Raw genomic sequence first — 21116 nt, forward strand, 5'->3', positions numbered from 1 at the left:
GGTCAATCCACGAAGAGGTAATGAGTCGCCGCGATCTCGCGCGCCTGCTCCGCTCCGATACCAAGGAATTCGGCCAGCGGCCCAGTGTTTTCCTCGACCGAGGCACTCTGCTTCATCCGATAGTGGTTCTCGAACCCGGCATCCCGGATCCGGTCGCTTTCGAAGGTCACGTCATACCGGATGGTCGGCAGAAGCCGTGCCATCGTTTCCGGCGGGGTCTGCTCGCTGGCCAGCCCCACGCGCCGGGCATGCCCGATCAGATAGTCGTCGCTGAAGCTGCATTCGATCTCCAGAAGCCGCACCTGCGCCTTGTCGCTGAAGAAATCCTGCATCAGGTCGATGTTGGCCGGGTCGATGCAGAACAGCAGCTTGTCGGTCTGCCAGTAGTCGCACAGCATCCGCACCAGCGCCCGCCGGTGGCGCGTGCGCTTTTCCAGGGTGGACTGGATGCCGCCCAGATCCGGCAGCGGTGTCGAGGCCTCGTTGAACAGGTAATCCACCGCCGGCATCCCCGTCACCGCCCGCACCCTGTCGGCCAGCCGCTTGGCGACATGCCATTTCTTGCAGGTCACGATCATCAGCGTCCGCTCGCGCCCGATGCTCGATTCCCGCTCCCAGAACCGCGGCGCGAACCGCCGGCCGATCCGCCCCCGCTCCACCAGGAACCGGAACAGCCGCTGCCCCTCGCCCGAAATGCGGAAATCGACCCCGGTCGCCACATACAGCGCCCCAAGCCGCGCCTTCAGCTCCTTCGCATCGACCGAGATCTTGCGGGCGAACAGGAAATCCTGGCTCAGAAGCAGCTCATAATGGTCGTTGTAGAAGGTCACCGGCATCCCGTAGTCGGTGAACATCAGGAAGGTCAGCGTCCGCGTGCGGATCTCGGCCTCTGGCACCAGATGGCGCACGATGGTCTGGAAGAAGGTCTCGTCCGGGATCCAGGTGGTGCGGAAGAACCGCATCACATCCGGCCGCCGGTCGCAGAACTCCAGCACCGCCTCGATGGTGCGGCGGCGCAGGCACCACCACTGGCTGCCGATCATGATCCGCAGATCCGCCGGCACCTTGCGCGCCAGCCCCAGCCGATTCTGCCACTCGATCGACTGGTAGAACAGCCACTTCCGTCCCCGCTCGTTGAACCAGTGGCGATAGATCAGCCGCTCTTCCTTGATGCCGGTCTTGATCCAGTCCGAGGCGAAGAAGTCGAAGCTCTCGATATAGTCCACCTCGTCGCGGTCCAGGAAGGCATGGGCGAACTCGGCCGTCTTGATCGGCATGCAGTCGCCCGACAGCATGTAGAAATGCGTCGCGCGCGGAAACGCCTCCACCGCCGCCCGCACCGCCAGCAGCGTCGCCTCCACCAGGCTCCACTCGCCCCAGCCGCATTTCACCCGCCGCGCCGGGAAAACCACCGAAGGGTTGTCCTTCAGCGTCTCGCGGATGCGGTCGAAGTCCTCGCGCTTCGATCGCGCGTCGTAATGGATGGCGATGTAATCCCCCGCCTGCGTCAACCGCTCGGCCTGGGCGATGATCCCGTCAGGATCCTTGTGCGACAACAGGATATAGGCGATGCGCGCCATGCGGACGAAAACCTTGGGACCAGCGGCTATTGTTTCGATACGACGATTTATCGGTCATTGAAAAGCCGCAGCGAGTTTGTTCAATCTGTTGCAAAGGATCACGGCTGCACAAACGGGCAGGCCCGGCCGCTCGCCGGCGGGCACTTGGCAGCAAGACAAGAGGCAGAGAATGGGATTTCCCGGCACCTGGATGACCGAAAGCGAAAGCGTGCTCTACCGCGTCGTTCCGAAATGCGCCTGCTCGACCATCGGGCAGATCATGTTCTACTCCGACCACGGCCGCTTCTTCGATGGCGACATCCACGATTCCACGACCGGCCTGCACAAATGGGCGCAAGAGGCGAGCCAAGGCCCCATCGAACGCGCGGTCAAGGCGCATCAAGTCTATGCCTTCACCTGCGTGCGCAACCCCTACACGCGCGTGCTGTCCTCGTTCTTCGACAAGATCTGTGGCATCCAGCGCAACGGCAAGCGCTACCGCGGCAACCTCGTACCGCTCCTCATCCAGAAATACGGGATCGAGGTCGGCGGCGACGATGGCAAGCAGGACTTCGACCAGATCGCCTCGTTCCGCCGGTTCCTCCTGTTCGTGCGCGACACGATCCGCTGGAAAAAACCGATGGAGCCCGACATCCACTGGTCAGCCATGTCCGGGCATGTCTCGACCTTCATCGTCAACGGCGGCCGCTACAACCACATCTTCTTCACCGAGAAGTTCAACGAAGGGATGCAGGTGGTCCTGGACAACATCACCGTCAAGCACCCCGTCGACCTCAAGACCATCCCCCGCTTCAACGAAAGCGAAGGCCACGGGCCAAAACGTGCCCACCCGGTCGAGGACTATTTCGACGATCTCTCCATGCATCTGATGTGGGAGATCTACCGCAAGGACTTCCAGCTGTTCCGCTACGATTTCGACAATCCGGCCAACAAGATGCCCAAGGGTGAGGTCGATCTGGACGAGGTCCACGCCAAACTCGGCGACTGAGGCCCCTCCCCTCGCCCCGGCGAAGGCCGGGGCCTCGGTTCCGCCCGGCACCGCATCGGCCACCCTCTTTCCGCGCCGACAACGCGGCTGTCCAATGGACGGACGTCCAGCACGGTTGGCGAAATGCCGGCATTTCGCCAAGGGGCCTTCAGATATCCCCCGACGTCTGAAGCACGGGCGATCTTGTCATCACGGTCCGTCTGAGCCCGAAGCGACGGCCCCGGTCGACCCCGCCTAAACAGCTAGGTCCCGTAGAATGGGCACTATGGCCCATCCTACCCCACCCGCAATGCCACCGGACCCGGCCCCACCCGGCCAATCACCGCCGCGGGCTCCCCCATCTCGCGCAGCGCGTCCACCAGCGCCCCGGCCCGCTCCGCGGGCACCGCCGCCAACAGCCCGCCCCCGGTCTGCGGATCGGCCAGCAACGCCACCCGCGGCCCCGCAGGCGCCTCCATCCGCCAGTCCACCGCCGCCCGGTTCGCCGCGGCGAGGCTCGATTCCCAGCCCGCTTCGGCCAGCTCCAGCGCCCCCGGCAGAACCGGCACAACCTCCAGATCCAGCTCCGCCGAACAGCCCGAGGCCTCCAGCATCTCCAACAGATGCCCGGCCAGGCCGAACCCCGTGACATCCGTCATGGCATGGGCCTCGGGCGCCAGCAAAGCCGCCGCCGGCCCGACAGGCCGCGCCATCGCGGCCATCGCCACGGCCCAGGCCTCGCCCAGCATCATCTCCGGCACCCGCGCCAGCCCCATCTCGGCGGCAAGGATCACCCCAGTGCCGATGGCCTTGGTCAGCACCAGCGCATCGCCCGGCCGCGCGCCGCCCTTGGCCACCACGCGCCGGGCCAGCCCGGTCACGGTGAAGCCAAGCGTCAGTTCCGCCCCCACGGTGGTATGCCCGCCCACCAGTTCGGCACCTGCCTCCCGCACCACCGCCCCCGCGGCTTCCATGATCTCGGCCAGCATCTCGGCCTGCATCGCCTCGCCCAGCCTCGGCAGGATCACCTGAGCCAGCACCGCTTGCGGCTCTGCCCCCATCGCCCAGACATCGCCCAGGGCATGAACCGCCGCGATCCGCGCCATCGCCCGCGCATCCGGTGTGAAGGCGCGCAGATGGTCGGTCGTCACCACCTGCACCGCGCCGCCCACCGCCAGAACCGCCGCATCGTCGCCCGGCCCCGACAGAACATCCGCCCGCCCCGGCGCCCCGATCCCCGCCAGCGCCGACGAAAGCGCCCCCGGCCCCACCTTCGCACCGCATCCCGCGCACAGGGGCCGCTCTGCCGCCGCCCGGCGCAGCGCCGCCGGCACCGCCGATGGCAGGGCCGGCCCCGGCATGGCGGGATAGTCCTCGAACATCGCCATGAACCGCCGGTCGATCCGGTCCTTCCACCGCCACAGCCACCCGCCCCCGGCCCGCAGCCCCGACCGGTCGGCCAGTGCCCGCCGGTCACCCAGCGAGACCAGCTTCAGATAGTCGCGCTGCGGATGGAAGGCGCGCATCCGCCCCCCCGCCAGCGCCGCCTTCAGGTTCGCCGCCAGCACCGGCGCCGCCCGCACCGCATAGACGCCGGCCTTGGGCCGCGGCGCATGGCCCAGATGCGCGCAATCCCCGGCGGCAAAGATCGCAGGGTCCGAAGTCTGAAGGCTCGGCCCCACCAGGAGATGCCCGTCCACCGTCTCCAGCCCCGTCCCGGCCAGCCAGCCCTGCCCCCGCGCGCCCGCCACAGACAGAGTGAAATCCGACCCGATGCGTTGCCCGTCGGCCAGCACTACCGCGTCCCGCTCCACCGCCACCGGCTCCACCCCGGTCAGCACGGCAATCTCCGCCGCCTCCAGCTCCGCCATCAGCCGCGCCCGCGTCCCCGAAGGTACCCCCGGCAGCACACCCGGCGCCCGGTCGATCAGCGTCACCTGCGGCCTCGCCCCATCGCGGTGCAGCCGGTGCATCGAGGCCAGCGCCAGTTCCACGCCCCCCACCCCTGCCCCGATCACCACCACCCGCGGCCAGACCAGCCGCCGCGCGACAAAGGCCTCCCATCGCTGCGCATAATCGCCCAGGGGCTTCGCCGCCACGCCATGCGCGGCAAAGCCCGGCAGCTCCGGCAGCCCGGACCCGATCCCCACATCGACCGAGGCAACATCGAACCGGATCGGCCCCCGCCCCTCCAGCACCACCAGCCGCTTCTCGCGGTCGATGCCCACCGCCCGGTCCAAGATCAGCCGCGCCCCGGCAAAGCGCGCCAGCCGCACCAGGTCGATCATCAGCGCCTCGCGCGGGTAATGCCCGGCAATGTGACCGGGCAGCATCCCCGTATAGGGCGCCACCGGATCCGGGTTCACGATGGTCACCCGCACCCCCGGCATCGGGTCCATGCCCCACATCCGCGCCACCAGCGCATGGGCATGGCCGCCGCCCACCAGCACCAGATCGCTCACCAGCGGCCAGTCCGCCTGCATCGCCCGCCCTCCGGTCTTCGCGCCGGACCCTAGCCCCGCGCCCCGCAAAAGGCGAGGGCCGGGCATCTCTCCGCATCCGCCGCGCCGCACCAGAAACTTCGCCCCGCGACCCGCAAAGGTCGCGGCCAGTCGTGACCTCCGCCCCCGGCTCCGCTACCTCTGCCCCGCGACAGGAGACGAACATGACCCATTTTCTCGGCGTGGACACCGGCGGCACCTATACCGATGCCGTCATCCTCGATGCCGGCACCGACCGCGTGCTCGGCTGGGCCAAGTCGCTGACCACCCGCGGCGACCTCTCGCTCGGCATCGGCCGCGCCGTCGATGCGGCCCTCGCCAACGCCGCCGTCACCCCGAACCAGATCTCCCTCGTCGGCCTCTCCACCACGCTCGCCACCAATGCGCTGGTCGAAGGCCAGGGCGGCCGCACCGCGCTCATCGCCATCGGCTTCGACGACGGCGACCTCGAACGCGGCGGCCTGGCCGAGGCGCTGAAGGGCGATCCGGTGATCCGCCTTTCCGGCGGCCACGGCCATGCCGGCCAGGAACTCGCCCCCCTCGACCTTACCGCGCTCGACGAAGCCGCCCGCCGTCTCGCCCCCGAGGTCGTGGGCTTCGCCGTGGCCGCCCGCTTCGCAACCCGCAACCCCGCGCATGAAATCGCCGCGCGCGATCTCATCCGCGCCGCCACCCACCGCCCCGTCACCTGCTCGCACGAACTGTCCGCCCAGTTGAACGGCCCCCGCCGCGCGCTCACCGCCGTGTTGAACGCCCGCCTCATCGGCATGATCGACGGCCTCGTCACCGCCTGCGAAAGCCACCTCGCCCGCATCGGCATCGCAGCCCCCCTCATGGCCGTGCGCGGCGACGGCGCGCTCATCTCCGCCGCCATGGTCCGCGAACGCCCGATCGAGACGATCCTCTCCGGCCCCGCCGCCTCCATCGTCGGCGCCCGCTGGCTGACCGGCGCCGCCGATGCGCTGGTTTCCGACATCGGCGGCACCACCACCGATGTCGCCGTGCTGAAGGCGGGTCTGCCGGAAATCGACCCGGCCGGCGCCATGGTCGGCGGCTTCCGCACCATGGTCGAAGCCGTCGCCATGCGCACCACCGGCCTCGGCGGCGACAGCGAGACCCACCTCATCACCGAAGGCCTGAACGGCGGCCTCCGCCTCGGCCCCCGCCGCCTCGTCCCCGTCTCCCTCCTCGCCGCCGACCACCCTGACATGGTGCACGAGGCGCTCGACCGCGCCCTGGCGTCAGAGACCGCCGGCGAATACGACGGCCGCTTCGTCATCCCCATGTCTCGGAACACCGCCGGCCTCGCCCCGCGCGAAGCAACGCTTCTCGCCCGGCTCGACCGCCCGCTTCCCCTCGCCCGCGCCCTCACCTCGCGGCTTGAAGCCGCCGCGCTCGACCGTCTGGTCGCCCGCGGCCTCGTCATGCTCTCGGGCGTCACGCCCTCCGATGCCTCCCATGTCCTCGGCCGGCTCGACAGCTGGGACGCCGGTGCCGCCGCCAAGGCGCTGCGCCTGATGGCCCGCCGCCGCACCGGCCGCGGCGACCGCTTCGCGCCGGACGAATCCACCCTCGCCTGGGCCATCATAGACCAGCTCACCGCCCAGACCGTCGATTGCCTCTTGGAAACCGCCTTCGCCGAAGACCCGGCCTTCGCAGGCGAAGACCCCGCCGCGCTCGCCCGCGCGCCCCTCACCCGCGCCGCGCTCGGCCCGCATCGCGGCCTGCTCGCCCTGGAGGCCCGCCTCGCAGTGCCGGTCATCGGCCTCGGCGCCTCCGCGCCCTCCTACTACGGCGCCGTGGGCGAAAGGCTCGGCTGCCCGATGATCCTGCCCGAACACGCCGGTGTCGCCAATGCCATCGGCGCCGTGGTGGGCCAGATCAGCCAGCGCGCCACCGGCCTCGTCACCAGCCCGTCCGAAGGCCGCTTCGCCCTGCACCGCCCCGAAGGCATCACCCTCTTCTCCGACCGCGACACCGCGCTCGCCGCCCTCGAAGCCGCGCTCACCGAGGAAGCCACCGCCCGCGCCCGCGCCGCCGGCGCCGAGGACCTGCACCTCACCGCCACCCGCGACCTGCGCGAGGCCGAGATCGAAGGCCGCTCCATGTTCATCGAGGCCACCGTCACCGTCACCGCCTCCGGCCGCCCCCGCGTCGCCCACGACCGCGCCGAGTGAACCGCCCGGCCTGAAAGCCCCCGGCAACCCCACGCCCCGGCGCAGGCCGGGGCCCCGACCCACCCACGAACACCGCGCCTCCCTCCCCCTCGTGGGGAGGGATGGGGAGGGGGGCACTCGCCACCCCGCGCAACCCCGCCATTTCCCGCTTGACGCCCCCGCCGCCCTGCCCTATCCCCCCGCCGCAGTGGCTAGGTAGCTCAGCTGGTTAGAGCACGCGACTCATAATCGCGGGGTCGGGGGTTCGAGTCCCCCCCTCGCCACCACTTACCCCAGAGGCCCGACCGGCAACGGTCGGGCCTCTGGCGTTGCGGGGGCATCGCTGTTGCTACAGCAGTCCTCGAGGCGCAAGGGATCGAATGGCACTCTCTGCAACACCATCAACTGGACCAAGCCACAGCGTTACACCGACCAGAAGCGCAATGATGTATCCATACACAAAGAGCGCCAGCAACCGATTAGAACCTTGCCAACGCTTACAAAACATCTAAATTCAGTTCGCAATGAACAACGTTAGCTTGCGTACACTCCCATCTTCAGACGTTTCTGCAAGGATTGCATCCAAGTACCCCCAAGGCGATAGCTATCGATGCAACAAGTTGGCCATCACCTTCAAGTTTTTGCACACAATCATGCAGGGCTCGACCGCGACCTATTTGCTCGATCGGCATACAACCGCTATTATTACGGCTGCTTCTTGTTGCTTCGTGAGGCATACATGAAGATGGACCCCAGTTGGTCCAGCTTGCCACACAAGAGCTATCCTCAAGTACTGTCCGGCCAAATCTGCCGCAGATTGAAAACAGAAAAGGTGCGGGCACAACGAACAGGAGACGTCCACCTTCTCAAGACCATAGATGCCGCACTGCGCGCAATACCTGAAATCTGCACAATCATCAAAGAAGCAAATGCCACGCGAGTGATCGCCGACTATGAGCCAACAGTTCTGGTCAGGTTTGATTCGAATGCACGGTTCTCGCTAAATGAGATTGACGTCAGTCGCGCGCACGGATGGCAATCAAGGATTCAAACACTTGTCGGCGCAGTGCTCACCGCCTGGAGGCAGATTGATGTATAATTCGGAGCAGTTGATCGCCTTAGTTGAGAAGCATGGCGTCGAACTTGTTGGGCCAATACTAACTGATGTGACCGCTTCTGGAGATAGCCTTGCTTTTGTGCGATCCTCGGTTAGCATGGATGGCAAGAGGACACCGACAACTTTCCTGCTGAATAAGCTGGCGGGAGAGGTGCGCAAACTAGGGACTACTATCTCCTTTGTGAGAATTGACGGCGAGCGCGAAGACCTCGATGGAAGTTTAAAGACTATGCTCCACGGAAAGTTTGGTGATCTAGTTAGGAACTCCTTCGCAAGTTTCGACGGGAAGAACGCGGATGTCTGGATTGAACCAAAGACATCCCTAGACCAGACTCAGCGAAAATCTATTTCGGATAGCGTGTCGGCGTTTCTCCAACTTCTCGATATATCAACCCATCGCGTTGCATTTACTGCTACGGAGAACACACCAAGCTTGGTGGCCATTTTGAAGGCATTGAGAATTGTTGCGCCGTGCGACATAGGTGCGCTTTCTATTGCGTTGACCCGCAAAGGCTTTGATGTTCCGAATAGCATTTGGATGAATCATGAATTGGACAAGTTGCGCAAGGCTGGGCATGTCGTTCGTCGCAAGGACGGCCTGTACTTCCTCTCGTTGCAAGGGCTGACGATCCTGGGAACCGAAAAAAGCAGGCATAGCCCCGACGTTGCTCGGGCGCTTGCGCTCCATCGCAATCGCCTGTAATGTTTCTTAGTGGGAGTCTCGGGCGAGGGTGTGTATCATGCCCGTATGCCAAGGTCTACGACAGAAGGGCACCGGCCATGTCGTCGGTGGTCCTTCGAACCACCGACGACATGGCCGGTGCTTTCGAAAGCGAGCTTTGCTAAATGAGGCTCCCACACCAACTTTTGAGTTCCCTGACTTTGTGCGCTGGTGATCCAGAGCACCTGATTGCTGCGTTAGGCAGAGTTTGCGATGACGATGAGCGCAGGGAGATCAGGCGTCTTGTAGAGATGGGACTTCCTCCTGTGACCTCCGAGGCGGCGCTTGCGGTGCTCACTGGCTACAATCGCGGTTTCATTTGGTCTCTCGTTCACCAGTCTGACAAGCACTATCGGGTATTTCGAGTCGCGAAGGGGCGCGGCTGGAGGCAAATTGAGTCCCCAAGGGTTGGACTTAAGTTCATTCAGAAGTGGCTGTCCATTCATGTTTCCGAGAGGCATTTTCCATTGGACGCTGTTCACGGATTTGTACCTGGAAGAAGCCATATCACGGCGGCGCAAAAGCACCTTAATGCCGAGTGGGTGGTGTCGATGGATATCGAGGATTTCTTTCCGTCCACCAACCTCTCTGCTATTCGGTCCGGTCTACAGAAGATAGGCTATGTGTCGGAGGCGGCACTGAGTACAATTGAGCGCATTTGCTCGTTTCACGGCAGGCTTTCTCAGGGGGCTCCCACCAGCCCTCTGATCGCCAACCTTTGCATGAGCGCCACAGACGCACGGTTAGCTGCTATAGCCAGCGAAAAGAGTGCAACATTTACCCGATATGCTGACGACATAGTGTTTTCGGGAAAGGGAGACCCACCCGATGGGCTTGTTGAGGCCATTTCTGCTGCATTCGAAGGCACTCCTTGGAGGATAAACCGGGCAAAGACCAAAGTCAGCGTTGCTCCTGCTCGACTAAAGGTCCACGGATTACTGGTGCACGGCGAGCGACTTCGCCTGACGAAGGGGTATCGTAACCGAGTTCGTGCAATTTCGCATTTGGTAGCACACGGAAGGGTGCCAGCGGAGCGCCTCGCTGAGGCGGTCGGTCATCTTGGGTATTCTGCTCAGATCGATAGAGTGAATGCCAAAGAAGTAGGACAGGGGCCCAAGGCGCTCTGATTTCAGTGATTTCAGAAGTCAGGGCCAAATCCTTAAGTCCAAGTTAATCCGCGCCCGCAACCCCTTGATTTTACAGGGTCCACCAAAGCGTCCGAGCTCGGACGCCCCCGGACGGGCGGCAGCCCTTGCGGCCCCAGCCCCGGTCCTGGTCAGAAGCTCGGGCGGGTCACCACGACGGGGCGGCGCAGGATGTGGCGGGCCTCGCTGCGGCCCGAGATGCGGGACAGCAAGAGCTCGGCCGCCGTGGCCCCCAGCTCGTGCCCGGCCTGATCCACCGAGGCCAGCCCCACCAGCGGCAACCCCGCCACCCAGGAGTTATCGTAGCCGATGATCGCCAGGTCCCCCGGCACCGAAAGCCCCATGCCCCGGGCCACGTTGATCAGCGGCACGGCATCGAGGTCCGACCAGACAAAGACCGCCGCCGGCCGGTCCGGCGCCGACAGGAGCGCCCGCATCGCCTGGACCCGCCGCGCCTCGTTCTCGGGCTCCGAGGTCCGCACCGGCACCTCCAGCACCCGCGGCTCCGCCCCCGGCAACAGCCGCGCCATCGCCGCCCGATAGCCCGCGAGCCGCGTCCGGATCACGCTGCCCTCCGGCTGGCCCTTCAGCATCGGCGTCACCAGCGCAACGTCCCGGTGGCCCCGCTCCACCAGCGCGGCCACCGCCATCCCCGCCCCCGCCGCATCGTCCGCATTGACCGTGTCATAAAGAGGTGCGCCCGGATCGTGGTGCCCGATGGCCACGATCGGGATCTTCCGGGCGTAACGCTCGACCACCTCCCGCTCGATCATCGAAGCCACCAGGATCAGCCCATCCATCCGGCTGTCGATCATCGCCTCGATCAGGCTCGATTCCAGCGGCTGCCGCGCCTGCCCCATGCCCATCAGCGCCTGATAGCGCGAGGGGGCCAGCACCCGGTTCACCCCGTCCACGATGTCGGCCACGAAGGGGTTGGCGATCTCGTTCAGCAGGATGCCCACCGTGTAGGTCCGCCCCCGCATCCCCCGTGCCGCCACCGAGGGCCGGTAGCCCAGCCGTTCGATCGAGGCATTGACCCGCTGCCGCAGCGCCTCGCTGACCCCATAGGCGTCGCGCAGCACCTTCGATACGGCCGCAACCGAGACCCCGGCATCCTCGGCCACGGTCCGGATCGTCACGCGGCGGCCTGCGGCCGGGCTGTCCTGTTTGTTCATGCTCGCGCCGTCCTGCGTCCCACTCCGCAAGGTAGGCAAAAAACTGTTGCGCCGCAATCAGAGTTGTAGAACGATAAACGTAGAACGGTGCACGCCAGAATCGCTTGAGGAGGCGCTGGCGCATCGCGGGAGGTAGTATGAACGTTGTCTTGTCAGGCCGCGGCACGTCCGCGGTGGTCGGTCGTGGTTGGACAGGCCGAATGGTGGCCCCCCTTGCCGATGCCGGCGTGGGCGCGCAGGCAAGCTTTGTCGCAAAGGATTTCTCGCTGGACCGGGTTGCTCCCGGCACCCTCCTGCATGTTTCCGCGCAGGGCCTGTACCGGGCCTTTGTGAACGGGACCCGCGTCGGTGCAGACCTGCTCACGCCCGGCTGGACCTGCTATGACGACCGCATCGCCTATCAGAGCTACGACGTGACGCCTCTTCTGCGAGCCGGATCGAACCGGATCGAGATCTGGCTCGGCGATGGCTGGTGGCGGTCGCAGATGATGTGGGCGGCCAATCCGATCTACAACTGCTGGGGCGACCGAATTGCGGCCATCGTGGACCTTGAGGCGGATGGGATCGTTCTGCTGTCCACCGACGGAAGCTGGCGGTCCGGTCTTCTGCCCATCGTGAAATCCGGCATCTACTGGGGCGAGGACCGCGACGACCGCATCGCACCGACCGAGACCGCAGGGGTCGAAGTGCTTGCCTTCGACACGGCCCTACTCGTACCGCATGAGGCGGCTGGAGTGCGCGAAATGGCGCCGCTGGACCCGCAGGAGACCTGGGCGGACGGCGCGGCCACGGTTTACGACTTTGGCCAGAACGTGGGTGGCTTCGTCCGCGTGACGGCCCAGGGTGCGTCTGGCGCCACGATCCGCGTCGAGCATTCCGAAGTGCTTGGGCCGAACCGCGCCTTCGACAACCGCAATTATCGCTCGGCCAGGGCCGAAGCGACCTATGTCCTGAAGGGTGGCCCGGAAGAGACCTTCGAGCCGATCTTCACCTTCATGGGCTTCCGCTACGCCCGCATCACGGTGACGGGCGAGGCGAAGCTGCTGCAGGTCCAGTCGGTCCCGATCAGTTCGGTTCCGGTTCTGGCGGGCGGCTTCACCTGCGGCGAGCCATCGGTCAACCGCCTGGTGCTGAACACGATCTGGTCGCAACGCGGCAACTTCATCGAGGTGCCGACCGATTGTCCGCAACGCGACGAGCGGCTTGGCTGGACCGGCGATGCCCAGGTCTTTGCCGGAACCGCCTGCTGGCTTGCCGATTGCGAACGCATCCTGGCGAAATACCTGCGCGACGTGCGCGCGGACCAGCGAGCCGATGGGGCCGTCCCGCATTTCTCGCCCGATCCGACCCGACTGCACCCGATTGAAAACCGGGGCGACTGGGCGGGTTCCACGGGTTGGGGCGACGCGATCACCGTCATCCCCTGGCAACTCTACCTGCACTACGGGGATGTCGCGGTCCTGCGCGAGAATTTCCCGGCCATGCTGAAGTGGGTGGATTACCTCTGGTCGCTTGGAAACGGTCCTATCGTGGCAACCGATGGGCATTGGGGCGCACGGGGCTTCACATTCGGCGACTGGCTGCAGCCCGTCGGCGACAACCGCAAGCCGCGCCCGACCATCGCAGACGACTGCGCGGCCACGCTGTACCACTTCATCTCGACCGACCTGGCCGCCCGCATCGCAGGTATCCTGGGTGAGCGGGCGCAGGCAGAGGCGCTGCACAACCGGGCCGAGGCGATCCGCAGCGCCTTTGCGCACGAATACATCGCCCCCTCGGGCCGGCTGGCGCACAACGACCAGACGTCCTACGCGCTGGCCTTCCTGCACGACCTGGTGCCGGCGCATCACGTCGAAGCCGCGAAGCGGCATTTCCGCAAGATCATCGAGGATGCAGACTACCTGATCGGCACCGGCTTCATCGGCACCCCGGCCCTGCTGCCGGCGCTGACCAAGCTGGGCATGTGGGACCTGGCGGAAAAGGTGTTCCTGAACCGCGACGTTCCGGGCTGGCTTTACCAGGTGGACCGGGGTGCAACGACGATCTGGGAACGGTGGGATGCCCTTGCTCCGGACGGGACGATCTACGCTCCCGACATGAACAGCTACAACCACTATGCCTATGGCGCAGTCTGCCAGTGGCTGTTCGAGTCCGTGGCCGGCCTCACCCCCGATCCCGAAGGACCCGGCCTTGCCCGCTTGCGCCTTGACCCGCTGATCCTGCCGGCGCTTGGACATGCCGAAGCCTGGCATGACACCCGCCACGGCCGGATCGAGGCGGGATGGGTGCTGGACGGCCACCGCGTGACCTACACCGTCAACTTGCCCGAGGGCGTGGTGGCAACCCTGGCCCCGAACCCGCGCCACGCCAACCTGTCCGGCGACGGCACGCTTGGCGCTGGCCGGCATGTGATGACTTTCGACCTGACCGACTGACTTCAACCGCCCGACACAAGGGCACTCTTTGGGAGGAGAGACATGACGAAACCGATCCACAGCGCAGCGCTCGCCGCGGCCATCGCGCTTGTTGGCGGTCTGGCCCATGCGGAAACCACGCTGAGCCTTCTGATCGACAACAACCCCGAGACCATCGCCTTCGCCGAATCGCTGACCGCAGCCTATACTGCGGCCAACCCCGATGTGACCTTTGACATCGAACAGCGTGCGACCGGCGCCGAGGGCGACAACATAGTCAAGACCCGCCTTGCCACTGGCGAGATGGCCGATGTGTTCAATTACAACTCGGGCTCTCTGTTCCAGGCGCTGAACCCGGCCACCACTTTGGCCGATCTTTCGGACCTGCCGAACCAGGCCAACGTTCTGGACAGCTTCAAGTCGGTCGTCACGTCCTCGGATGGCGTGGTGCGCGGTGTCCCGTTCGGCGCGGCCATGGGCGGCGGCATCTTCTACAACAAGAAGCTCTATGAAGAGCTTGGCCTTTCCGTTCCCAAGACCTGGGAAGAGTTCATGGCCAACAACGCCAAGATCAAGGAAGCCGGCAAGGTGCCGGTCGCCCAGACGTACAAGGACACCTGGACCAGCCAGCTGTTCGTGCTCGCCGACTACTTCAACGTCCAGGCCGAAGTGCCTGACTTCGCAGCGGAATACACAGAGAACAAGGCAAAGTATGCCACCACGCCGGCCGCTATGCAGGGCTTCAATCACCTGGAAGAGGTGTTCACGGCCGGTTACCTGAACGAGGACTTCGGCGCCGCGACTTTCGACGATGGGATGCGCATGGTCTCCTCGGGCGAGGCCGCGCACTACCCGATGCTGACCTTCGCCATCGCCAACGTGAAGCAGAACTATCCGGACAACCTGGGTGATCTGGGCTTCTTCGCCCAGCCTGGCGCGAGCGCGGACAAGAACGGCCTGACCGTCTGGATGCCGGCCGGCCTTTATGTCCCGGCCGCCAGCCCGAACCTGGAAGAGGCCAGGAAGTTCGTGGACTGGGTTGCCACGGTGGATGCCTGCAACCTGATGATCGGCGCCGCCGGTGCATCGGGACCCTACCTGATCAAGGGCTGCGAACTTCCGGCCGATGTGCCGCCGGCGGTGGCCGACATGCTGCCCTACTTCCAGGAAGAGGGCCGGACTGCCCCCGCGCTGGAATTCCTGTCGCCGGTCAAGGGCCCGGCGCTGGAACAGATCACGGTCGAGGTCGGCTCGGGCATCCGCCCGGCGGCCGAAGCCGCGGCACTTTACGACCAGGACGTCGAAAAGCAGGCCAAGCAGCTCGGCCTGCCGAACTGGTAACCTCCCGACCGGTTTGACAGCCGCCCCCGCCCGCGACCTCGGGCGGGGGACCTTCCCGGAGACCGGCATGACGACACGGCGCCCCTCGCCCTATCCCTACTGGTTCGTCCTTCCCGCCGCGGTGATCTTCACTGTCCTGTTCCTTGTGCCCACGGTGGCGTCGTTCTGGTTCAGCCTGACGCGGTGGGACCTGATCAACACCGAATTCATCGGCCTGGACAATTACCGCCAGTTCTTCAAGGAACCCTTCCTCGTCCAGGGCCTGACCAACACGGTGATCTACGCCGTGCTGACATCAGGGTCCAAGACGGTGATCGGGCTCTTGCTGGCCGTGCTGCTGACCTCGGGCCTGCGCGGGCAGGGCTTCCTGCGCTCGGTCGTGTTCTTCCCGGTTCTGGTCTCGACCATCGGCGTCGGCATCACCTTCTCGGTGCTGATGCACCCGACCAAGGGCCTCATCAACCTGGGCCTGGCCGAAATCGGCCTGCCAAGGGTGGGCTGGCTGACCGAGGCGTCGCTGGCGCTCTATTCCATCGCCTTCGTCGATCTGTGGAAGGGCGTGGGCCTTGCTACCCTCATCTACATCGCGGGCCTTGCCGCAATCAGTCCCGACTACTACGAAGCCGCCCGCATCGACGGCGCCACCCGGCTGCAACGCTTCTGGCGCGTGACCGTGCCGCTGGTCCGACCCGCCACCGTGACCGTCGTCACCCTGTCGCTGATCGGCGGCCTGCGCAGCTTCGATCTCATCTGGGCGATGACGCGAGGCGGCCCCGGCTTTTCGTCCGATGTGCTGGCAAGCGTCATCTACAAGCAGTACCAGGCCGGCTTCTATGGCCTGTCCACCGCCGGCAACGTCATCCTGTTCCTGCTGATCGCTCTCATCATCCTGCCGCTTACCTGGTGGTTCAACCGAAGGGAGGTGGACCTGTGACCGCCCGCGATGCCCGCCGCCAATGGATCACCGGCATGATCGCTATGGCCGTGGCCACCGTGATCTTCATCGTCCCCTTCGCCTTCATCTTCCTGACCGCGGCCAAGACCAAGCAGGACGCCTCGCGGCTCCTCTTCACCTGGCCTGAACAATGGCAGCTCTGGCAGAACTTCACCGAGGTGCTGAAGGCGCGCAACTACATGCTCCTGCTCGCCTATTTCAACTCGACCGTCATCACGGTAGGCGCGGTCGCGGCCCTGGTCGTATTCGGCGCGATGGTGGGCTATGTGCTTCAGCGCCGCCGTACCGGCTGGAACAAGGTCATCTACGCCATGGTGCTGGTGGGCCTCATGGTGCCCCCGGCCGTGGTGCCCACGATCTGGGTGCTGCAGGGCCTTGGCCTCTTCAAGACGATCCACGGCATGATCCTGATCCAGATCGCCTATGGCCTGGCCTTCTCGGTGCTTCTGTACCGCAGCTTCATCGCCACCATCCCGCGCGACCTTGACGAAGCCGCCATCATCGACGGCGCCAAGCCGCTGCAGGTGTTTTTCAAGGTCATCCTGCCACTTCTGAAGCCGGTGACGGTGACGCTGATTGTGGTGCAGTCCATCGCGATCTTCAACGATTTCACCAACCCGCTCTATTACCTGCCGGGCAAGGAAAACGTGACCGTCCAACTGACGCTCTACAATTTCCAAAGCCAGTTCACGACGCAGTTCAACCTCCTGTTCATGAACATCCTGCTGGTCACCATCCCGCCCCTCATCGTCTTCATCTTCTTCAACCGCCAGATCGTCGCCGGCATGACGGCGGGCGCGGTGAAAGGCTGACCCCATGTCCTCTGTCGTTCTGGACCGCATCACGAAAAGCTTCGGCGCCGTCGATGTCATAAAGGGCGTCGATCTCAGCATCGCCGAGGGCGAGTTCTGCGTCTTCGTCGGCCCCTCGGGCTGTGGCAAATCCACACTTCTGCGCATCATTTCGGGGCTGGAAGAACAGACCTCCGGCAGGCTGATGATCGGCGGGCGCGACGTGTCGGGGGCAGAGCCGTCGGAACGCGGCATCGCCATGGTGTTCCAGTCCTATGCGCTTTACCCCCATCTCACCGTGCGCGACAACATCGGCTTCGGCCTGTCGCTGGCCAAACGCCCCAAGGCCGAGATCAGGGAAAGGGTCGAAGCCGCCTCCGCCAGCCTGCAACTGTCGCACCTGCTGGACCGCAAGCCGAAAGAGCTTTCCGGCGGCCAGCGCCAGCGCGTCGCCATCGGCCGCGCCATCGTGCGCAACCCCAAGGTGTTCCTCTTCGACGAGCCGCTGTCGAACCTCGACGCCGCCCTGCGCGCCCAGATGAGGCTGGAACTGACCGAGCTTCATGCCAAACTGAAGGCGACGATGATCTATGTCACCCACGACCAGGTCGAGGCGATGACGATGGCCGACAAGATCGTGGTGCTGAACGGCGGCCGGATCGAACAGGTGGGCAGCCCGATGGAGCTCTACAACCGCCCCGCCACCCCCTTCGTGGCGGGCTTCATCGGCAGCCCGAAGATGAACCTCTTCGAGGGCGACGTGGCGCGCAAGATGGGCTGCGGCACCTATGGCATCCGCCCTGAACATGTCACGCTGTCGCCCGAAGCGGGGCTGTGGTCCTGCACCGTGCGCCATGTCGAACACCTGGGCGCCGATGCCGTCGTGCATATGCAGGCCGATGGTCTGGGCCCCCTCGTCGCCCGCACCACGGGCGACATCACCCACGTCCCCGGCGACCGGCTGTTCGCCAGCCCCATGCCGGGCCGCGACCACCGCTTCGCCTGAGCGAAGGCCCGGTTCCTCAGGCGCGCGTCCGGCGCAGCGCCGCCGCCCATCTTGCGCGGGCCGCGGGGTCGGCAGCCCCCGGCCGGAAGGCGCGCGACGGCTCGGGCAGGCGCATGGCGACCCCCTGCCCCGCCATGGCCATCGCCGCCACGCCAAGCGCGCCGATCTCCTCGACATCCGCCGTCTCGACCGGGCGGCCCAGAAGGTCGGCCTGCATCTGCATTAGAACCGCGTTGCCCGAGGCCCCGCCATCCGCCCGCAGCCCGGTCAACGGATGGCCGACGTCCCGCTCCATCGCCTCGAACACATCGGCGATCTGCTGGGCAATCCCGTCCAGCGCGGCGCGCGCCAGATGGGCGGGCAGCGTGCCATGGGTCATTCCGGTGATCGTCCCGGTGGCCGCATCGTCCCAATGTGGCGCGCCAAGCCCCGCCAGCGCCGGCACAAAGCTCACCCCGCCGCTGTCGGGCACGGTCAGCGCCAGCTCGGTCAGCGCCGCCGCATCGGTCACGCCCAGAAGCCGCGCCATGAAGGCCGCCGCCTGCGCCGAAACGGTGATGTTGCCCTCCAGCGCATGGGCCGTGCCCTTCCGGTCGGTCCAGGCGATGGTGCCCGAAAGACCGTTGGACGAAGCCCGCCGCCCCGGCGTCAGCGTCATCAGCGAGGATCCGGTGCCATAGGTCGCCTTCACCGGCCCCGGCGCCCTTACCCCATGGCCATAAAGGGCGGCATGGCTGTCGCCCATCATCGCCAGGATCGGCACCCCCGCCGGCAGCACCGTCGCCCCCGCCGCCGTCTCGCCAAACCGGCTGTCCGAGGGGCGTGGCTCGGGAAGGCAGCGCACATCGGCGCCGAACAACTCTGCCAGGTCTGCACTGAACGAAAGCGCCCGCGTATCGAACAACTGCGTCCGGCTGGCGTTGGAATGGTCGGTGGCAAAGGCTCGGCCCCCGGTCAGGTTCCACAGGACCCAGGCATCCACCGTCCCGGCGCGCAGCCGCCTCGCGGCCAACAACTCGCGCGCTCCGGCCACATGCTCCAGCACCCAGGCAAGCTTCGAGGCCGGGAAAAGCGGGTTGATCCCCAGCCCCGTGGCCTCCACCACCTGCGCATCATGCCCCGCTGCGATCAGCCGGGCACAGGCCTCCGCCGTGCGGCGGCATTGCCAGATCGGCGCGGGGCAGATGGGGGCCGAGGTCGCGGCATCCCAGATCACCAGCGTCTCGCGCTGGTTCGCGATGGCAATGGCGTCGGGCACACCGTGTGCCTCCGCCACACGGGCAATCACCGCCTGCACACTGGCCCAGATGTCACCCGCCGACTGCTCGGCCCAGCCGGGCTGCGGATAGGCCGTGGTCAGGGCCGCAGAAGCCCGCGCCAGCATGGCACCGCTCTCGTCCACCAGCACCGCCTTGGTGTTGGTCGTGCCCTGGTCGATGGCCAGCACGCGCATGGCTCAGCCCCTCTTGCGCGCCAGCGCCCGGCGGGCGGCGGCGGCTATCCCCTCGGCGCTCAGGCCATATTCCGCGAACAGCCAGTCCACCGATCCGGTCGGCAGAAAGCCCGGAAAGCCCAAGCGCTCCACCGGCACCGGGTCATGCGCGGTGACATATTCCGCCACCGCCCCACCCAGGCCGCCGCGGACATGGGCTTCCTCGGCCGTCACGATGGCCCCCGTCGCCGCCGCGGCGGCTACCGCCTCTTCGTCCAACGGGTTCAGCGTCGCCATGTTCAACACGCGCGCCGCAATGCCCTCGCCTGCCAGCAGGTCGGCGGCCGCAGCGGCCAGATGCACCACGGTGCCATTGGCGATGATCGTCACATCGCCCCCCTGCCGCACCACCTCGGCCTTGCCGGGCCGGAAGACACGGCCCGCAACCTCCAGATCAGGCACCGGCATCCGCGACAGGCGCAGATAGACCGGACCCTCATGCGCCGCCGCCCATTTCACCGCCTCGGCGGTTTCCCAGGCATCGGCAGGCACGATCACCGTCAGGTTGGTCAAGGGCCGCAGCCAGGCGAAATCCTCGATGGAATGGTGCGTCGCCCCCAATTCGCCATAGGCTATGCCCGACGACTGGCCCACCAGCTTCACGTTGAAATTGGCATAGGCGACATCGGCCTTCACCTGTTCCAGCGCACGCCCGGTGATGAAGCACGACGCAGCCGAGACAAAGGGAATGCGACCGCCATTTGCCAGCCCCGCGCCCACGCCGACCATCACCTGCTCGGCGATTCCCACATTCACCAGACGGTCGGGGAACTTCTTCTGAAAACCGTTCAGCTTGGACGAGCCGACCGAATCGTTCACCACCGCCACGATGCGCGGATCGGCCTCGGCCAGCGCCTCCAGCGTGGCAACCCAGGCCTCGCGGCAATCCTTCAGCCCCTCGGCAACCGGCGCTGCGTGACCCATCAGACCAACTCCCTCATCGCCTGGGCGAACTGTTCGTCATTCGGCACGCCATGGTGCCACTTCGCCTGGTTCTCCATGAAGGACACACCCTTGCCCTTCACGGTATTGGCAATCACGCAGCGCGGCCGGTCCCCCGGCGTCGCCCCCAGAACGGCCAGCAAGGCCTCGGGGTCATGGCCATCCACCTCCACCACTTCCCAGCCGAAGGCCCGGTACTTTGCATCCAGCGGGTCCAGGCCCGAGGTCTCTTCCGTCCCCGCGCCCTGCTGCAGCCGGTTGCGGTCGATGATCAGCGTCAGGCGGCCCAGCTTGCGGTGCCCCGCCACCATCGCCGCCTCCCAGTTCGACCCCTCCTGCTGCTCGCCATCGCCGGTCAGCACAAAGCTGCGCCAGTCCGCCCCTGCCAGTTGCCCGGCAATGGCAATGCCCACGGCCACCGGGAACCCATGTCCCAGAGGCCCCGTATTCGTCTCCACCCCCGGCAGGTAGTTCCGGTTCGGATGCCCGTTCAGCATCGACCGGGGCTGCATGTAGGTTTCCAGCCACCCTTCCGGGAAATACCCCGCCCCGCACAGAGCCGTGTAAAGCGCCCCGGTGGCATGGCCTTTCGACATCACGAACCGGTCGCGGTCCGCCCAGTCCGGCCGCGCCGGATCGAACCGCAGAACGCCCACATACAGCGTCGCGATGATGTCGATCGCCGAAAAGTCGCCGCCCGGATGGCCAAGCTGCGCCTTGTGCACCATGCCAAAGGCGGTGCGCCGCATCCACAGCGCGCGGTCGCGGATGGCCTGGATCGTGTCGTTGGTCTGAAGGGCGGGCAGCATGGGG

Annotated in this window: 16 protein-coding genes, 1 tRNA gene and 1 pseudogene; 11 read left to right on the top strand and 7 right to left on the bottom strand. The window is 66.0% G+C overall.

Annotation, left to right across the window (positions count from 1 at the left end; all coding sequences use genetic code 11):
• Positions 1 to 2: 2 nt before the first annotated feature.
• Positions 3 to 1580 carry a DUF5928 domain-containing protein gene (locus tag JO391_RS10705; RefSeq protein WP_220660484.1) on the bottom strand — a complete coding sequence of 526 codons (1578 nt, stop codon included), beginning with the start codon at positions 1578 to 1580 and terminating at the stop codon, positions 3 to 5.
• Positions 1581 to 1749: 169 nt separating this feature from the next.
• Here JO391_RS10705 and JO391_RS10710 point away from each other — a divergent pair, with 169 nt between their 5' ends.
• The gene (locus JO391_RS10710; RefSeq protein ID WP_220660485.1) at positions 1750 to 2568 is read left to right on the top strand and encodes a sulfotransferase family protein; all 819 of its coding nucleotides are present in this window, start codon (positions 1750 to 1752) and stop codon (positions 2566 to 2568) included.
• Between the two features lie 275 nt (positions 2569 to 2843).
• Here the strand turns inward: JO391_RS10710 and selD are convergent, their stop codons facing one another.
• Together selD and JO391_RS21840 are read right to left on the bottom strand one after the other, a co-directional pair.
• The gene (gene selD / locus JO391_RS21835) at positions 2844 to 3935 is read right to left on the bottom strand and encodes a selenide, water dikinase SelD (RefSeq protein ID WP_445738809.1); all 1092 of its coding nucleotides are present in this window, start codon (positions 3933 to 3935) and stop codon (positions 2844 to 2846) included.
• A gap of 48 nt (positions 3936 to 3983) precedes the next feature.
• Positions 3984 to 5096 (bottom strand): annotated as a pseudogene (locus JO391_RS21840) (slr1591 family oxidoreductase); the annotation flags it as partial.
• A gap of 116 nt (positions 5097 to 5212) precedes the next feature.
• Here JO391_RS21840 and JO391_RS10720 point away from each other — a divergent pair.
• The 5 genes from JO391_RS10720 to JO391_RS10740 all read left to right on the top strand — a co-directional run bounded on the left by JO391_RS10720 (position 5213) and on the right by JO391_RS10740 (position 10169).
• Positions 5213 to 7225 (top strand): hydantoinase/oxoprolinase N-terminal domain-containing protein, encoded by a 2013-nt coding sequence (locus JO391_RS10720; protein ID WP_220660487.1) that lies wholly within the window; start codon positions 5213 to 5215, stop codon positions 7223 to 7225.
• Positions 7226 to 7414: 189 nt separating this feature from the next.
• A tRNA-Met gene (locus JO391_RS10725) sits at positions 7415 to 7491 on the top strand.
• 452 nt (positions 7492 to 7943) lie between these two features.
• Positions 7944 to 8303, top strand: a complete 360-nt coding sequence (locus tag JO391_RS10730; RefSeq protein ID WP_220660488.1) for a hypothetical protein — start codon at positions 7944 to 7946, stop codon at positions 8301 to 8303.
• Positions 8296 to 9024 (top strand): hypothetical protein, encoded by a 729-nt coding sequence (locus tag JO391_RS10735; protein WP_220660489.1) that lies wholly within the window; start codon positions 8296 to 8298, stop codon positions 9022 to 9024. The genes JO391_RS10730 and JO391_RS10735 overlap by 8 nt, the downstream gene beginning before the upstream one ends.
• A gap of 269 nt (positions 9025 to 9293) precedes the next feature.
• Complete coding sequence (locus tag JO391_RS10740; protein WP_220660490.1) at positions 9294 to 10169, top strand: reverse transcriptase family protein; 876 nt, start codon at positions 9294 to 9296, stop codon at positions 10167 to 10169.
• Positions 10170 to 10318: 149 nt separating this feature from the next.
• On the opposite strand, the gene JO391_RS10745 is transcribed toward JO391_RS10740, so the two are convergent.
• The gene (locus JO391_RS10745) at positions 10319 to 11362 is read right to left on the bottom strand and encodes a LacI family DNA-binding transcriptional regulator (protein WP_220660491.1); all 1044 of its coding nucleotides are present in this window, start codon (positions 11360 to 11362) and stop codon (positions 10319 to 10321) included.
• Between the two features lie 200 nt (positions 11363 to 11562).
• Between JO391_RS10745 and JO391_RS10750 the strand changes: the two genes are divergently transcribed.
• From JO391_RS10750 to JO391_RS10770, 5 genes are all read left to right on the top strand, one after another.
• A complete protein-coding gene (locus JO391_RS10750; RefSeq protein WP_259444670.1) occupies positions 11563 to 13797 on the top strand; it encodes an alpha-L-rhamnosidase in 2235 nt (744 codons plus the stop codon).
• 42 nt (positions 13798 to 13839) lie between these two features.
• Entirely contained in the window at positions 13840 to 15117 is a 1278-nt protein-coding gene (locus tag JO391_RS10755) for an ABC transporter substrate-binding protein (RefSeq protein WP_220660493.1), read from the top strand.
• Positions 15118 to 15184: 67 nt separating this feature from the next.
• Positions 15185 to 16051 (top strand): carbohydrate ABC transporter permease, encoded by an 867-nt coding sequence (locus JO391_RS10760; RefSeq protein ID WP_220660494.1) that lies wholly within the window; start codon positions 15185 to 15187, stop codon positions 16049 to 16051.
• Positions 16048 to 16884, top strand: coding sequence for a carbohydrate ABC transporter permease (locus JO391_RS10765; RefSeq protein ID WP_259444671.1), 837 nt, complete (start codon positions 16048 to 16050; stop codon positions 16882 to 16884). Before JO391_RS10760 ends, JO391_RS10765 begins: the two co-directional genes overlap by 4 nt.
• 4 nt (positions 16885 to 16888) lie before the next feature.
• The gene (locus JO391_RS10770; RefSeq protein WP_220660495.1) at positions 16889 to 17869 is read left to right on the top strand and encodes an ABC transporter ATP-binding protein; all 981 of its coding nucleotides are present in this window, start codon (positions 16889 to 16891) and stop codon (positions 17867 to 17869) included.
• 16 nt (positions 17870 to 17885) lie between these two features.
• Here JO391_RS10770 and JO391_RS10775 read toward each other — a convergent pair whose 3' ends face one another.
• From JO391_RS10775 to JO391_RS10785, 3 genes are read right to left on the bottom strand one after another with little or no spacing between them, the layout of a single operon-like run.
• Positions 17886 to 19322, bottom strand: a complete 1437-nt coding sequence (locus tag JO391_RS10775; RefSeq protein WP_220660496.1) for an FGGY-family carbohydrate kinase — start codon at positions 19320 to 19322, stop codon at positions 17886 to 17888.
• Between the two features lie 3 nt (positions 19323 to 19325).
• Positions 19326 to 20285 carry a transketolase family protein gene (locus JO391_RS10780; protein WP_220660497.1) on the bottom strand — a complete coding sequence of 320 codons (960 nt, stop codon included), beginning with the start codon at positions 20283 to 20285 and terminating at the stop codon, positions 19326 to 19328.
• On the bottom strand, positions 20285 to 21112 hold the full coding sequence (locus tag JO391_RS10785) for a transketolase (protein ID WP_220660498.1): 828 nt from the start codon (positions 21110 to 21112) through the stop codon (positions 20285 to 20287). The genes JO391_RS10780 and JO391_RS10785 overlap by 1 nt, the downstream gene beginning before the upstream one ends.
• Between the last annotated feature and the right edge of the window lie 4 nt (positions 21113 to 21116).

Source organism: Neotabrizicola shimadae, assembly GCF_019623905.1.
GTDB lineage: Bacteria > Pseudomonadota > Alphaproteobacteria > Rhodobacterales > Rhodobacteraceae > Neotabrizicola > Neotabrizicola shimadae.